Genomic DNA, 14,586 nt, shown 5'->3' on the forward strand with positions numbered 1-14,586 from the left:
AGTCACAGCCGCAGTATCTCATTTTTATCCCGCGTTGCAACGCTGTCTGTAGATCTGGACTGCGGTGTGTTACAGCGGGGTTGGTCCACCGCTCACTTCATCATTGTTTCCCTGATGGGCATTGCTGAGCAGTTCTGAGACGGGTGGGCGGTACGTATAGCCCGGGACGATGCCCTCTACGTATGTTCCTTCGACGTACTCGGCTATCGCTTTCGCCACGTCGGGTGCCCGATCGCTATTTCCGAACTGGAACGCGAACTCGACGATTGCTTCTCCATCGTCCGATCGGGCGGAGAAATCATCAAGCGTGATATCCTCACGAACGGCTCCTGGTGCGTCTTCGAGCCGGCGTTCGAACGTCTCGAACCAACCCGCACGAAGACTCGGGCCAACGTCTTCCTCGACGGCACTGGCAAGCGTCGGTGTTCGGACTGTGAGTCTATACAGGAGCATCCACGAATCAGCGTCGCTCTCGGATGCTACAACGCGGCTGTCGAACGCCGTTGTTCCCAGAACGTACCCGCCGTCTTCGGTCGAGTAGGCGGTGTGACGCTCGAATGCCTGTCGAGCGTTTTCCAGTGGCTCGGTCATATCCTACGTTGGGTGATCGAGAAGAAAAGCGCACTGTGTCTCCACTGATCACGTGAGAACTACAAACGACACGGGAGACAGCTACGAAAACCATTAGTCAGTGTTCGTTGTATGAGCGTGCATGGTCCTCGAAAGTAGTGGGTGGACAGCGTACGATACAGCAGCCAGCGTGTTCGCGCTTGCTCTGCTGTCTGGGTACGCTTTTGCGCCCATCCAAATCGCCGTCGCCACGACGCTCAATCTCGTACTCAGTCCGCTTGCGACGCTCATCCCTCTCTCGTTGTTCTTGCTTGGACTGTCCGGTGTGACTGGCATTTCCGCGACCGCGCTGCGACACCTCCTCCTCGATAATGACCGGCTCGATCGCCTCCAGTCCAGAATAACGGAACTGCAAGAGAAGATAGCTGCCGGACAGAACGACGATGAAGCGATCGATGCGGTGACCGAAGAGCAACAGGAACTCGTGAACAGTACGATAACGATGATGAAGCTGCAGTTCCGCCCGATGGTGTGGAGCATGATCGTCACAGTTCCAGTATTTCTCTGGCTTCGGTGGGCAGTAATGGCACCGACCGCGGCCGCAATTCCGGTCGCTCTTACTCTCCCGGTCGTCGGACAGATCGCGCTCTCGGCGACGCTCATCGGTCCGCTCAAAGTCTGGATCGTCTGGTATATCGGCGGATCGATTTCAGCGTCCGTGCTCTCTCGTCGACTCCTCGCCCGCGTTACGCACTAAGACGAATACGGCGGGCTGGTGCCATCTCACCAGATGCTGTTCTCCAGAGCAAATCGATCGTTACCACCCGCTGATTCGTTCTAAAAGAATGCGGAGGGAGGGATTCGAACCCACGGACTCCTTCGAGAGCGGATCTTAAGTCCGCCGCCTTTGTCCAGACTCGGCCACCTCCGCGCGTTTGGATATCGTCAGTCTCACCGAAAGTGGTTTCGATCCGAGTAGGTGGTTTACCACTCGACGCTCAGCGTTCCATCACCGTTCGGATCCGGTGCGATCTCCTCGTCAGTCTGCCGGTCAATGACGTGGATGACACCGCGTCCCTTCTTGGCTGGGCACACCTCTGCGGCGCGAACGTTGTGCTCAAGGTCCGCTTCGTCGAAAAAGTACGTTTTGGGAGCGGCGATCCCGCTCATCAGATCCATCTCCCAGTTCTCGGAAACCTCTGCACACTTGCCCGCCGCAATGCATAGATTCGCCTCGAAGATAATCTTGTACGGCTTTTCGTCTACGGGTGGAGCGTCGTGCTCACCGATCTCACTCGGGTCGACCCTATCCCCAGCCATCAATGAGTGCTTTGCAGTCGATGGGTTTGGGGCTGTCGATCCTGCCCGTACCCCGGAATGTGAGATAATAACAAAGTGTAACTGAAAGATGGATTTTACATACCATAATAACTTTACTGTAGTAACTATCACTGAGGTTGGGAGAGAATGGCAGACAATAGAAGTCAATAAACCACATACCAATGACAGATAGTGATCAACCGAAACGTATTGGTCGTATCGATCGCCGGAAATTCATCGCTGGAGTCGGAGCTGGGGTTGCCACCGGGCTCGCTGGGTGTCTCGACAGCTTCAACGCTCCCAGCAACAACAGTGATAACGGAAGCAGCGGCGGAAACAACTCTGGCGGGGGCTCAGAAGGATTGCTCACGTTTGCACAGGTGAAAAGTCCCGTTGAGTTCGATCCGGTCGTCCTCAACGACGTCCCTTCGGATCAGGTCGCCTCGCTCGTCTTCGATCCACTGTACCAGTTTGACAAAGGAGGGACCAATCTCGTTCCGAGGGTTGCAGCCAAGAAGCCAGAAGTCGAAAAAGGAGGCAAGCGATACATTGTCGAGCTCAATACGGATGCAACGTTCCAGAACGGCGACCCAGTAACACCGGAGGATGTGAAGTATACCTTCACTGCGCCGGTCAAAGAGGAGACAGAAAACGCTGGTGACTTCAGCTCGATCAAGACTGTCAAGACAGTCGACGATTCGACGGTCCAGTTCGATCTGAAATATCCGTTTGGCGCGTTCGACTCGTATCTCGCCGCAGATATCGTCCCGAAGTCAGTCCGTGAGAACGATAAGAAGAAGTTCAATACGAAACAGCCAATCGGTGCCGGACCATTCAAGTTCGCCGGGTGGAAAGAAGGAAACTTCGTCCGTGTCGAGCGCTGGGACGACTACTGGGGCGATCAGAAACCAAATCTCTCCGAAATCAAATTCGTTCCCGTTGAGGAAGGAACGACCAGAGTTACGACGCTCAAGTCCGGTGAGAACGACATCATCGAGGAGATACCGCCTAAATCCTGGAATACCGTCAAGAGTATCAGTGGTGCATCGATCAATTCTGTTCCAGGTGTTGGGTATTTCTACCTCGCATTTAACTGTAATAAAGGACCGACAGCCGATCCGAAGGTCCGCGAGGCGGTCGATTACACCTTCTCGATGGATCAAGCGGTATCGAACTTCGTCGAACCGACGGGAATCCGTCAGTACAGTCCACTCCCCGAAGCCCTCGCCAGCGAGTGGGATATGCCCGTCAAGAAATGGAAGGAAATCCCCCACGACAAGAACATTGACAAAGCGAAGTCGATGCTCGATGACTCCGATAACGTCCCCGACAACTGGAATGCGAATATCATCGTCCCGCCGGACGATAAGCGTGAACAACTCGGTACCACGGTAGCCAGCGGCCTGAAGGAGGCCGGCTACAACGCGAGCGTCCAGCGACTCGACTGGGGAGCATTCCTCGATAAGTACGTCAGCGGCGATCCAAACGACTACAACATGTACACGCTCGGGTGGTCTGGCTCACCCGATCCGGACTCGTTCATGTACTTCCTCTTCTCCCAGAAGGAAGAGGGCGTGGGCAATGGAACGTTCTATCGAAACGATACCGTCGAGAAGGCAATCACGGATGCGCGCCGCTCGACAGATCAGAATAAGCGCCGCAAGCTGTACGAGAAGGCAATCACGACGCTCCTCGAAGATCGTGCCCATCTACCAGCGTACAACCTCAAAAACAGCTTCGGCGTAAAAAGCTACGTCAAGGACTTCACGGCCCACCCAGTGAGCAGCTTCAGTATGGTTAGTGGTTACAACAACGTCTCAGTCGAAAAGTGACTCGACCGTACAATCGACGTCATACATGACAGACACGACGATTCATCGGCGACGGAGAGCCGCGCGTAGATCCGATCGATACGATCTGCCCATTCGGAGAGAGAGGTGATTGTGTGGGATTAGCGCGCTATACCGTCCGGCGGTTGGTACAGGCGATACCGGTGGTACTCGGTATTGTGACGATCACATTCGTCCTTACGGACGCCATTCCTGGCGACCCGGTCAGTATCATGCTCGGACCGACTCCAAGCGCTGGGCAAGCGGAGGCGATCCGCGCGAAGTACGGTCTCAACCAGCCGTTGTATGTCCGATATCTCAACTACCTTGCTGGTGTCGTCCAAGGTGATCTTGGACAGAGCCTCTACTATCAGGTTCCCGTCACGCAGAAAATCGCCGAACGGCTCCCAGTGACACTGCTCCTCTTACTGTCGAGTTTCACGTTCGCTATAATCGCGTCGATCCCACTGGGCGTTATTTCCGCGAAGCGGCGCAACAAACCGACTGATCACGTTGCACGGATTGTTGCGCTGGTCGGTGTGAGCACACCCTCGTTCTGGATCGGGCTGATGCTCATTATCATCTTCGCGTTCAAGCTCGGGTGGTTACCGGCGACGAACCTCATCTTACCGTGGACCCATCCACTGCGGATCGAAGGGGCACAGACACGCGTTGATGTTCTCATCATGTCGATGAAGCATCTCGTGTTGCCGACGCTGTCGCTCGGAACACTCCAGATGGCGGCGATCACTCGCATCGAGCGGTCGTCGATGTTGGAGGTGCTCTCGAAGGAGTACGTCAAACTTGCACGCGCGTATGGCGTCTCCGAATCGACAATTCTCAGAAAGCACGCCTTCCGAAACGCACAGCTACCGGTGCTGACGGTACTCGGACTCAACCTATCGACGGCGATCGGGGGAGCAGTGCTGACCGAGACTGTCTTCAGTATCAACGGGATGGGAACGCTCATCATCACCGCTGTTTACAACCAAGACTATCAACTGATAATGGGAACGACAATTGTCTTCGGATTGGCATTCGTGATAGGAGTAATCCTCACCGATCTCTCCTACGCGTACGTCGATCCGCGTGTCTCATACGACGAAGGGAACTGATCATGACCACAAACTCAGACGAACTACTCTCCTCAGATCGCACTGATGGCTCCGAGGAGAGAGAAAAGCAGGAGTACGAGGGCGTATCTCGGGTGGGCTGGCGCTACACCCTCACACAGATTAGGCGTGATCCGACCGCCCTTACCGGGCTGTTCATCATTGGATTCATGACAGCCATCGCCATCTTCGCGTACGTCGACGCGAAATTCCTCGGATACTGGTTCGCAAACACGTACTGGGTTAATCCGGCAAACGACCCACAGGTCGTCAACGCGCTACTACCGCCGGTCAGTGCCGAAAACACGTTCGGTACTGGTACGTGGAAACACCCACTCGGAACAGACAACCGTGGCCGAGACATCCTCGTGCGACTGTTCTATGGGACGCGAATCGCCATTCAAGTCGGATTCATTTCGACGGCGTTTGGTCTCGTGGGAGGCGCTCTCGTGGGAGCTGTCTCTGGCTACTACGGTGGATGGGTGGACGATGTACTGATGCGTGCCGTTGAGACACTCTATGCGATTCCGTTTCTCATCCTCGTCATCGCGTTTATGTCCGTCTTCGGACGAAATCTCATATTCGCGATGATTGGTGTCGGGATCGCCTCAATCCCAGTCTTCGCACGGCTGATCCGCTCACGCGTGCTCAGCGTCCGTGAAGAAGACTACGTCGAGGCTGCCCGGGCAGCGGGTGTGCGAGATCGGAATATCATTCTCCGTCACGTGATTCCGAACAGTTTCGCGCCTGTACTCGTTCAGGCAACCTTGCAAGTCGGTCTGAGTATCATCATCGTCGCTGGCCTCTCTTTCCTTGGCTTTGGTGTCCAGCCGCCAACCCCGTCGTGGGGTCAGATGTTGTCTCAGTCACGCAATTACATGCTCGAAAGCCTCTGGTTCAGCCTCTGGCCTGGACTCGCTATCCTCGTTACTGTCGTCGGATTCAACCTCTTCGGAGACGGCCTCAGAGATGCACTCGATCCGCGTATCAATGATTGACATGACTCAGGAACCACTTCTCCGCGTTAACGATCTGAAGACACAGTTTTTCACCGAATCGGGCGTCGTCCGTGCGGTTGACGGCATCTCATTCGACGTGAACCAGAGCGAAATTGTCGGCCTTGTCGGGGAAAGCGGCGCTGGAAAGAGTGTCGCAGCCTCCAGCATCCTCAGACTTGTTGAGAGACCCGGTGAGATCGTAGGCGGCGAAATCACCTTTAAGGGTGAGACGCTGTTCGGTCTCGAAGAGCAATCGGGGAGTGAACTCCAGAAATCTCCGGAGATGCTCTCTGAAACGGCGATGCGAAAGCGAATCCGCGGTCAGGAAATTGCCATCATCTTCCAAGATCCGATGGAGAGCCTCAACCCGGTCTTTACCATTGGTGGCCAACTCCGTGAGTTCATTGAGCTCAACCGCGACCTCGATAAGAGCGAAGCAAAGCGTGAAGCCATCGACATGCTTCGGGAGGTTGGAATTCCCGAACCGGAAAAGCGCTATGATGACTACCCACACCAGTTTTCTGGTGGGATGCGCCAGCGCGTCCTCATCGCAATGGCACTCTCGTGTGAGCCGAGCCTCATCATCGCCGACGAGCCGACAACAGCGCTGGACGTCACGGTCGAAGGGCAGATCCTCGATCTCGTCGCCGATCTTCAGGAGAAGTATGGCACGAGCTTCATCTGGGTAACACACGACATGGGCGTGGTCGCGGAGATATGCGACCGCGTGAACGTGATGTATCTCGGTGAGATCGTCGAACAAGCCGACGTTGACGATCTCTTTCACAACACCAACCACCCCTACACGCAGGCACTGCTGGAGTCGATCCCACGGCCAGACGAGACGGTCACTGAACTCGACCCGATCGAAGGCGTCATGCCAGAGGCGATCAACCCACCGAGCGGTTGTCGGTTCCACACCCGTTGTCCTGACGCACGTGAGGTCTGTGTCCACGCACATCCTGACACTCGGAACGTTGCTGATCCAGCTGCGTCTCCACATCACGCTGCCTGTTTCATGCACGACGCCTTCGAGGCAGGATACTGGAAGAGCGACCCGATCACCGCAGACGCGAAAGGAGGCTTTGGCGAAGGACTCCTCAACGATGAGCGGGGAGGCGGTGTTCAAAAAACCGATGGCGGAATCCGTGGCGTCGATAGAAGCGGTGACAACGACAACAGCAGTAACGGCAGCGACAAACACAAACACGGCCACGACCACAACCACGACCGCGACAACGGTGCTGGAGGGAGTAAACACGATGAGTAACGCTACATCCGAAGAGACACGGAAACAGTCAGACGACGCACTGCTCGAAGTCAATGGGTTGACGAAACACTTCGATCAAGGGAGTGGCTTTCTGAGCGGGTTTCTTGACAGTGATGAGGTACGCGCTGTCGAAGATGTCTCATTCAAGATTAAGCCGGGCGAAACTCTCGGGCTGGTTGGTGAATCCGGATGTGGAAAGAGCACGCTTGCACGGACTATCCTTCAACTCGTCAAACCGACCGACGGCGAAGTTCGCTTCAAAGGGCGAGACTTGACTGAACTGGACGGCGAGGATCTCCGCGCACAGCGTCGGGATATGCAGATGATCTTTCAAGATCCACAGTCGAGTCTCGATCCTCGAATGAAGGTTGGTCCGATCGTCGAGGAACCGATGCGTGCCCACGGACTCAACGAAGAGAGTCGTGAGGCGCGCGCCCGGGAGCTACTCGAAAAAGTCGGGCTGGATCCACACCACTACAACCGCTATCCACACCAGTTCTCTGGCGGACAGCGTCAGCGGATCAATCTCGCACGGGCGCTGTCGGTGAACCCCGATTTCATTGTCTGTGACGAACCCGTGAGTTCACTCGATGTCTCGATCCAAGCTCAAGTGCTGAACACGATGAGTGCGCTCCAAGAGGAGTTCGGCCTCACATATCTCTTCATCGCACACGATCTCTCCGTCATACGTCATATTAGTGACCGCGTTGCGGTGATGTATCTGGGACGGATCGTCGAACTCGCTGAGAAAGAAGACCTATTCGAGAACCCACAACACCCGTACACACGGGCGCTGTTGTCGTCGATTCCGGTTCCCGACCCGCGCGCAAAAGGACAGCGTGGAGTACTCGAAGGTGACGTGCCGAGTCCGATCGATCCGCCCTCTGGATGTCGATTCCGGACCCGTTGTCCAGAGCTGATCTGTCCGTCTGAGTACAATTTGAACGAGAGGCAGTGGAGTAGCGTGCGGGCATTCGTACGGGCAGTAGATCGACGCACGTTCGAGCCAGAGACCGAGCACACACTGCGTGAGCGGTTCTTCGGGGATATTTCGCTTAGAGGAGATGCAGCGGACATCGTCGACCAAGCAATCAGCCGTGTTCTTGAAGGAGAGTGGGATGAAGCGAATCAACTACTCGATGAGGGCTTCGCACAGAAGAGTATCTGTGCGCGAGAAGAGCCAGCGTACGAGGTTGCGCCGGAATATGGTTCGGATCGCCACTTCGCAGCCTGTCATCTCCACCGGGAGTAAACAATCGGTGTAAGGCACTCCGTTCGTAGTGTTCGTCTCAACCGATCTGCACCGTTGTCGTCGCCGATGGTGATGAATCTGCGGTGGCGATGAATACGTCGATAACGTACTCCCGTGGTTCAGCTGTCACCCATCGACCTTCGTCAGTTCGTCCGAATCGGCCGTTCCATTGCCAGTCGATCTGTTTTCGCTCGCGGGGACGAAACGAAAAGCTGTTCGGTGTCGAACGGGTGTACCGAGCCTCATCGCTTGCTTCGAGTTCTCCGTCGACCCGCCAACCCCAGAGACGCTGGCGCGGTGTTTGCACCGTGATCGGTACCGGGAGTTGGTTCATGAATTTCGCGGTGATTTCGACTGCTTCGCCGGGATCATACTGCTGTTTGTCGGTTTCGACAGCAACGTGCACAGCGCGTTGGGCGATTGATTGTGGAACGAATTTCCCGAGGATGTCCGCGAGATAGTTCCGGTTTTCGTCCAAGCCGTGACGGGCCACTCGCTCATCAGATGGCATACTACGGGGCGTACTCTACCAGCGATTGTCGCGCGGTGACGTTCGTATGTCGTTCGGTCGCCATCGGAGATCTATTAAACAGAGGTGTTATTCGTTCTGCCGATCGGTTGTCGCTGTTCAAGATGTAAAGAATTGTTACGTTCTCTCCTACTTACTATCCGCTTTCCCATCGCTAACGGTGACTTGCGCTTCACGGATGACCTTATCAGCCATCTCGTACCCCGGTCGATGAACGGCATCGATGGTGTCTTCGGGTTGATCTGAGTCGACGCGCATCAATACTTCGTGGCGCTGTGGGTCGATATCCTCGCCCGGTTCCGGCGTGATTTCGGCGACGTTCTCTTGTTCGAGAGTCCGATCGAACTGTCGGAGCGTGGTCTCGATTCCTTCTCTGATCTCGCCGTCCTGTTCGAGTCCACGTTTTAAATTGTCTCGAACGTCGATGATGCGCGTGATGAGGTCTTCGGTAGCACGTTTTCGCTCTTGCTTGCGGCGTTTTTCCATTCGTTTCTTGTAGTTTTGGAAATCCGCCTGCGTGCGTTTAAGACGTGATTCAAGATCGTCGATGGTGGACTCCAGTTCGTCGATCGTATCTTGTTGTTCATCGGCTTTCGCTCGGAACGATTCGATCTCTCGTGCTAGTTGGTTGGGGTCGCTGTCTGCAATGCGCTCAACGAGATCATCAGATGGTTCCTCAAAGCTCCCCTCGGTCGTTTCACCCGAGCCAGAATCCGAATACTCATCGTCAGTCATCCCATTCGGATTGGTCGCCTCCGTACCGGACGTTCCTGCATCTTCACCCTCAACGTACCGTTTACCCGACGCCGATTCGTCCCGTGGTGGCTCATTTTCACTCATTAGTGGACAAACGACGGCAGGCCGATTAAACGAACCGGAACAAACCGACGCGTCGAAGATTCGGAAACCGGTGTCCAACCATCTGACTCGTGATCTCAGCGGATCGAATCAGATCATACTGCACTGCATTTTCCTCCGCTCGGACCGTAGAACACCGAGAAATAATACAGTCGGTTTGTGCGACCATATGTCACAGAGCGCTTAACCTTCGGATACGAAGACGAATACAATGTCACTCGGCGAAAGTGAGATCAACTTCGACCCATCAACCGATCGGGCGAACTACGACTACGTGAGCGACGATATTGCTCGACCAGACCTCCTCAATGACCTCAAACGGCTCGTCGATGACGATGACGATGTTCGGTTCGATACGTACTCCAGACAGTTGTATGCGACCGATGCCAGCGCTTACGCGGTGTTGCCAATCGGCATCGTCTTTCCACGATCGAGTGACGACGTGGCTGCGGTCGTGGAGTACTGTGCCGAGCATGGAATCCCGGTGTTGCCCCGCGGCGGCGGAACGAGCCTCGGGGGACAGGCAGTCAACGAAGCGGTCGTTCTCGATTTTACGAAGCATATGGATGGGCTGCTTTCGGTCGATCCCGAGTCTCGTACAGCAACCGCCCAGCCTGGTGCGATTCTCGGCGATATCGACGAGCAGCTCGAACCGCACGGATTGAAGTTTGCGCCAGATCCCGCGTGGGGTGATAAGAGTGCTCTTGGAGGGGCCATCGGCAACAATTCGACGGGAGCACACTCGCTGAAGTACGGAAAGACCGACGCCTACATCGAAGCGTGTGAGGTTGTGCTCGCGGATGGTACAGCCACACGCTTTGGAGAGATTTCGGTCGATACGCTACGCGAGAGAGCGGACCCGACCGCCGACGAACTACGCGCACAAATCTACGCTGCCGTTCTCCGAATCATCGACGAGGAAGCAGAGGAAGTCGACCGCCGCTATCCAGATCTGAAACGGAACGTCTCGGGGTACAACCTCGATCGGCTCATCGAGGAAGCGCGAGAGGAGCACGCGACGAATGATGAAACACCGGCGACTGTGAACCTCGCGCGACTACTGGCGGGAAGTGAAGGAACGCTGGCGATCGTCACGGAGGCGACGGTCTCGCTCGAACCGATACCGGAAACGAAGTCGGTCGCGTTGCTGACGTACGACTCTGTCCTCGATGCGGTAGCGGATGTTGATCCGATTCTCGATCACGATCCCGCGGCAGTCGAGGTGATGGACGACGTTTTGTTGGATCTCGCGCGCGCGACAGAAGAGTTCTCCAACGTCGTTGGGTTACTCCCCGAAGGAACTGATTCGGTGCTACTGGTCGAGTTCTACGCGGACAGCAACGAGGATGGCCGTCGAAAGGTCGAAGACCTCATCGCCGACCGCGTTCGGACGACGGACAACCACGACGCGGTAGCCGAGCAAAGCGATATGAAACGCGCGCGCCACGCACTGGAAGCACACGAAGCGGAAATGCGCGCCAAGTTCTGGAAAATGCGCAAGTCGGGGCTGCCGATTCTCCTCTCGCGCACGACTGATGAAAAGCATATCGCGTACATCGAGGACACTGCTGTTCCCGCTGAAAACCTTCGTGGATACGTTGCTGACGTACAATCCATCCTCGATGAGCACGATACGTTCGCCAGCTACTACGCTCACGCTGGTCCGGGTGTCCTCCACATCCGTCCGCTTGTCAACACAAAAACGATCGAAGGCGTCGAAGAGATGGCCGCCATCGCAGACGAAATGACGGATCTTGTCGTCGAGTACGGTGGAAGCGTCTCTGGTGAGCACGGAGATGGTCACGCTCGTACACAGTGGAATCGAAAGCTCTACGGCGATCGTCTCTGGGGCGTGTTTCGTGACCTCAAAACCGCGTTTGATCCGGATTGGCTGCTCAACCCCGGAAACATTTGTGGCGATCACGACATGACACAAAATCTCCGATTCGACCCCGACTACGAGTTCGACGCGGGATTCGAGCCGTCGCTCGAATGGCCGACAGAGAACGGATTTCAGGGAATGGCCGAACTCTGTCACGGCTGTGGCGGCTGTCGGGGCCATCAATCGACTACAGGAGGCGTCATGTGTCCGACGTACCGGGCGGCTCACGAGGAGATCCAATCCACCCGAGGACGAGCGAACATGCTCCGTGCAGCGATGAGCGGACAGCTCGATCCAGAAGAACAGTTCACTGACGAGTTCATCCACGAAGTGCTCGATATGTGTATCGGCTGTAAAGGCTGTGCGAGAGACTGTCCGAGCGAGGTGGACATGGCGAAGTTGAAAGCCGAGGTCACACACGAGTATCACCAGCGCAACGGTGCAAGCCTGCGCGATCGGCTCTTTGCGAATATCGAGTCGCTCTCGGCGCTTGGGAGTGCGCTCGCTCCGCTCTCGAACGTGGCGATGCGGATGCCGGGTGCGGGCTGGCTTGCCGAAGCGACAGTTGGTATCGCCCGCGAACGCGAGCTTCCTGCCTTTCGTTACGAGAGCTTCACAGACTGGTTCGAACAGCGCGGTCCGCGCGTCCCTGCCACCGATGCAACGCGGAAGGCGTTGCTGTTCCCCGATACGTACACGAACTACAACCATCCAGCGTCTGGGAGGGCGGCCGTCCGCGTGCTGGAGGCAGCGGGTGTTCATCTTCAGGTTCCCGACGTTACGGGGAGCGGTCGACCACCGTACTCGAAAGGATTTATCGATCAAGCGCGCAGGGTAGCCCAACGAAACGTCACCGCGCTTGCACCGATGGTCGAGGACTGCTGGGACGTCATCGTCGTCGAACCGTCTGATGCGGTGATGTTCCAGTTGGACTATCTCGATCTTCTCCCCGGACCGACCACCGAACTGATCGCAGAGAACACATACGGCGTGATGGAGTATCTCGACACCCACAGACTGGACGAATCGATGGCGTTCGATGCGCCCGATGAAGCCCTGACCTACCACGGGCACTGCCATCAAAAGGCCACGAAAAAGGATCATCACGCTGTCGGTGTGCTCCGTCGAGCGGGTTTTTCCGTCGATCCACTCGACAGTGGCTGCTGTGGAATGGCTGGGAGCTTCGGCTACGAGTCCGAACACTACTCGATGAGTAAAGCCATCGCTCGAATTCTATACGACCAAGTTGACGAAAGCACTGGTGACACCGTCGTTGCACCCGGTGCGTCGTGTCGCGCACAGCTCGACGACCACGTCGGTAAGAAACCACCACACCCAATCGAGAAAATGGCAACAGCACTGGGCGGCGAAGAGTCGTAACCTATATCAAATCACCATCGGGTACTACTGAATGTGTCCGGGTTGGGGTAATGGTCATCCTTCAGGCTTGTGGAGCCTGAGACGCGGGTTCAATTCTCGCACCCGGACCTGTTTTCTCTCGATGCTAATTGGTGAGTATCGCTACTGAGAGAGCGTGTAGGTCAGAAATAACGATACGATCGATAGTACGCGAGACATCGCTCAGACTGCAGCTATCGAGTGGTACCTCATATCCAATCAACGACACGCTAGTTTCGAGCCATCAAACTGGCGAGTCTGTCTCGCAACGCCCGGGACGCCCCGGGTGTGATTCGGATCCCGAGTGATGATCGATCCAACAGTCGAACAACGTCGACGGTCACCATACTTTTGCACGTAATCGTTGTACTGACATACTACAGAGATCTGTTATGGATTTTAGTAAGTACCAACGATCGTTGTTCAAAAAGCCGTGGAAGAAAATGGCTGAGCGGGCGTTTTTCGGCTTCTCTGTCCTATGTACGGTGTACTTTCTACGGAACGGCAACGGGCAACTCGCGCTCTTGGCTGGCGGTGGGCTGATCTGCATTTCACTGTCCCAACTCCTCCACAAAGAACGTCATGAGGCGTCGACCGTTCTCTGGCTCGCGGGACTCGTGCTGTATGTGTGTCTGTTGTTATTCACCAACGTCGTCTTTCCTGAGATCCTCTTCATCTTTGATGGAGTGTGATACGATTGTGTGGTGTGCGTGTTTCCTGAATCCACGAACAATGCGATTCAGAACAGAAATCTCCAGTCGAATATTTTGAAAGAGCACTGTATGTTCCTGTCGGATAAAACAGGGAACATCACTACCAAACGACGAAACAGTCTACCGTGAACTAGATATGATTAAAAAAGTACTCATCTGCTACATTCAAAATTATTTCGTCTAATGTCTATTAGAAACATATGCATACCTACTGGCTACATATAATTCAGTTTAGTTGTGGATCTAGTCTCAAAACAACCATTTCACGTACAGATAGATATAATCCATGTCCATTCTATCCTAGTTTCGAGTCCACATTACTAGTATTTTTTAAGGAGGGAATTGGTATAATTACCATGGTGATGTGGATAGTTCCGGTGGATGCAATGCTCTGGCACACGCTCGAATCACCAGTGAATTTGACCGAGTGGGATGGACGAACAATTGAATTTCCGTTTTTCGCTCGTGTCCTCGGTATTCGGACTGGTTCAGAGGAGAATGTCTGGAAACGCAATCGGCAGTACTGGGAGACAATGGATTCAGAGGATCCGTTGTTGATTTACCGTACGGATTTAGAACGCTACATTGGATTTGGTCGAGTCGGACAGAAAGCAGAGACGACGTACTTTGGAAAAACGTACTGGGGAGACGAGTCAGCTGCTAGTATTTTTACTGTCGACGATTATGATGATTCACTCGATCTCTCCCCCGAGACGGTCAACGACGTTTTAGGATACGAAGAAGGGTTCCGACCGCACGGACTCTCCAAAGTGAGCCCAGATCGACCAATCAGTGAGCTTCTGTTCTTCCTCGATGTGAGTCGAGGATACGTCAAAACATAGACTGTACGGAATA

At 55.0% G+C, this 14,586-nt stretch carries 13 protein-coding genes and 2 tRNA genes; 10 read left to right on the forward strand and 5 right to left on the reverse strand.

The genetic code is table 11. The annotated features are described in order from the left end of the window. Positions 1–69: 69 nt before the first annotated feature. Positions 70–591: a DUF5813 family protein gene (locus tag MW898_RS11200; RefSeq protein ID WP_248907227.1), complete on the reverse strand. Its 522-nt coding sequence runs from the start codon at positions 589–591 to the stop codon at positions 70–72. Between the two features lie 121 nt (positions 592–712). Between MW898_RS11200 and MW898_RS11205 the strand changes: the two genes are divergently transcribed. Then, positions 713–1,327 carry a DUF106 domain-containing protein gene (locus MW898_RS11205; protein WP_248907229.1) on the forward strand — a complete coding sequence of 205 codons (615 nt, stop codon included), beginning with the start codon at positions 713–715 and terminating at the stop codon, positions 1,325–1,327. Between the two features lie 89 nt (positions 1,328–1,416). Here the strand turns inward: MW898_RS11205 and MW898_RS11210 are convergent. Together MW898_RS11210 and MW898_RS11215 are read right to left on the reverse strand one after the other, a co-directional pair. Further along, a tRNA-Leu gene (locus MW898_RS11210) sits at positions 1,417–1,501 on the reverse strand. A 53-nt stretch (positions 1,502–1,554) separates the two neighbouring features. Further along, positions 1,555–1,890: a ferredoxin gene (locus MW898_RS11215; protein ID WP_248907231.1), complete on the reverse strand. Its 336-nt coding sequence runs from the start codon at positions 1,888–1,890 to the stop codon at positions 1,555–1,557. A gap of 182 nt (positions 1,891–2,072) precedes the next feature. Here MW898_RS11215 and MW898_RS11220 point away from each other — a divergent pair, with 182 nt between their 5' ends. From MW898_RS11220 to MW898_RS11240, 5 genes are all read left to right on the forward strand, one after another. Next, complete coding sequence (locus MW898_RS11220; protein WP_248907233.1) at positions 2,073–3,722, forward strand: ABC transporter substrate-binding protein; 1,650 nt, start codon at positions 2,073–2,075, stop codon at positions 3,720–3,722. A gap of 113 nt (positions 3,723–3,835) precedes the next feature. Continuing rightward, entirely contained in the window at positions 3,836–4,834 is a 999-nt protein-coding gene (locus MW898_RS26015; RefSeq protein WP_248907235.1) for an ABC transporter permease, read from the forward strand. A gap of 2 nt (positions 4,835–4,836) precedes the next feature. Then, entirely contained in the window at positions 4,837–5,829 is a 993-nt protein-coding gene (locus MW898_RS11230; protein WP_248907236.1) for an ABC transporter permease, read from the forward strand. Position 5,830: 1 nt separating this feature from the next. After that, entirely contained in the window at positions 5,831–7,099 is a 1,269-nt protein-coding gene (locus tag MW898_RS11235) for an ABC transporter ATP-binding protein (RefSeq protein ID WP_248907238.1), read from the forward strand. Continuing rightward, complete coding sequence (locus MW898_RS11240) at positions 7,092–8,351, forward strand: ABC transporter ATP-binding protein (protein ID WP_277999780.1); 1,260 nt, start codon at positions 7,092–7,094, stop codon at positions 8,349–8,351. Before MW898_RS11235 ends, MW898_RS11240 begins: the two co-directional genes overlap by 8 nt. A gap of 37 nt (positions 8,352–8,388) precedes the next feature. Here MW898_RS11240 and MW898_RS11245 read toward each other — a convergent pair whose 3' ends face one another. Together MW898_RS11245 and MW898_RS11250 are read right to left on the reverse strand one after the other, a co-directional pair. Continuing rightward, the gene (locus MW898_RS11245; protein WP_248907240.1) at positions 8,389–8,862 is read right to left on the reverse strand and encodes a DUF7974 family protein; all 474 of its coding nucleotides are present in this window, start codon (positions 8,860–8,862) and stop codon (positions 8,389–8,391) included. Positions 8,863–9,009: 147 nt separating this feature from the next. After that, positions 9,010–9,720 (reverse strand): nucleotide exchange factor GrpE, encoded by a 711-nt coding sequence (locus MW898_RS11250; RefSeq protein ID WP_248907242.1) that lies wholly within the window; start codon positions 9,718–9,720, stop codon positions 9,010–9,012. Positions 9,721–9,949: 229 nt separating this feature from the next. Here MW898_RS11250 and MW898_RS11255 point away from each other — a divergent pair, with 229 nt between their 5' ends. The 4 genes from MW898_RS11255 to MW898_RS11270 all read left to right on the forward strand — a co-directional run bounded on the left by MW898_RS11255 (position 9,950) and on the right by MW898_RS11270 (position 14,573). Next, on the forward strand, positions 9,950–13,000 hold the full coding sequence (locus MW898_RS11255) for an FAD-binding oxidoreductase (RefSeq protein ID WP_248907244.1): 3,051 nt from the start codon (positions 9,950–9,952) through the stop codon (positions 12,998–13,000). Positions 13,001–13,036: 36 nt separating this feature from the next. Beyond that, a tRNA-His gene (locus MW898_RS11260) sits at positions 13,037–13,108 on the forward strand. A gap of 302 nt (positions 13,109–13,410) precedes the next feature. Beyond that, a complete protein-coding gene (locus MW898_RS11265; protein WP_248907246.1) occupies positions 13,411–13,710 on the forward strand; it encodes a DUF8011 family protein in 300 nt (99 codons plus the stop codon). 377 nt (positions 13,711–14,087) lie between these two features. Continuing rightward, the gene (locus tag MW898_RS11270) at positions 14,088–14,573 is read left to right on the forward strand and encodes a hypothetical protein (RefSeq protein ID WP_248907248.1); all 486 of its coding nucleotides are present in this window, start codon (positions 14,088–14,090) and stop codon (positions 14,571–14,573) included. Positions 14,574–14,586 lie beyond the last annotated feature (13 nt).

It is taken from the genome of Halocatena marina, assembly GCF_023276375.1.
In the GTDB taxonomy this organism is placed as follows: Archaea; Halobacteriota; Halobacteria; order Halobacteriales; family Haloarculaceae; genus Halocatena; species Halocatena marina.

Bases quoted from the DNA above. Each gene is read 5' to 3' on its own strand.
- MW898_RS11200 (WP_248907227.1), bottom strand. From the start codon at position 591: ATGACCGAGCCACTGGAAAACGCTCGACAGGCATTCGAGCGTCACACC.
- MW898_RS11205 (WP_248907229.1), top strand. From the start codon at position 713: ATGGTCCTCGAAAGTAGTGGGTGGACAGCGTACGATACAGCAGCCAGC.
- MW898_RS11215 (WP_248907231.1), bottom strand. From the start codon at position 1,890: ATGGCTGGGGATAGGGTCGACCCGAGTGAGATCGGTGAGCACGACGCT.
- MW898_RS11220 (WP_248907233.1), top strand. From the start codon at position 2,073: ATGACAGATAGTGATCAACCGAAACGTATTGGTCGTATCGATCGCCGG.
- MW898_RS11230 (WP_248907236.1), top strand. From the start codon at position 4,837: ATGACCACAAACTCAGACGAACTACTCTCCTCAGATCGCACTGATGGC.
- MW898_RS11235 (WP_248907238.1), top strand. From the start codon at position 5,831: ATGACTCAGGAACCACTTCTCCGCGTTAACGATCTGAAGACACAGTTT.
- MW898_RS11240 (WP_277999780.1), top strand. From the start codon at position 7,092: ATGAGTAACGCTACATCCGAAGAGACACGGAAACAGTCAGACGACGCA.
- MW898_RS11245 (WP_248907240.1), bottom strand. From the start codon at position 8,862: ATGCCATCTGATGAGCGAGTGGCCCGTCACGGCTTGGACGAAAACCGG.
- MW898_RS11250 (WP_248907242.1), bottom strand. From the start codon at position 9,720: ATGAGTGAAAATGAGCCACCACGGGACGAATCGGCGTCGGGTAAACGG.
- MW898_RS11255 (WP_248907244.1), top strand. From the start codon at position 9,950: ATGTCACTCGGCGAAAGTGAGATCAACTTCGACCCATCAACCGATCGG.
- MW898_RS11265 (WP_248907246.1), top strand. From the start codon at position 13,411: ATGGATTTTAGTAAGTACCAACGATCGTTGTTCAAAAAGCCGTGGAAG.
- MW898_RS11270 (WP_248907248.1), top strand. From the start codon at position 14,088: ATGGTGATGTGGATAGTTCCGGTGGATGCAATGCTCTGGCACACGCTC.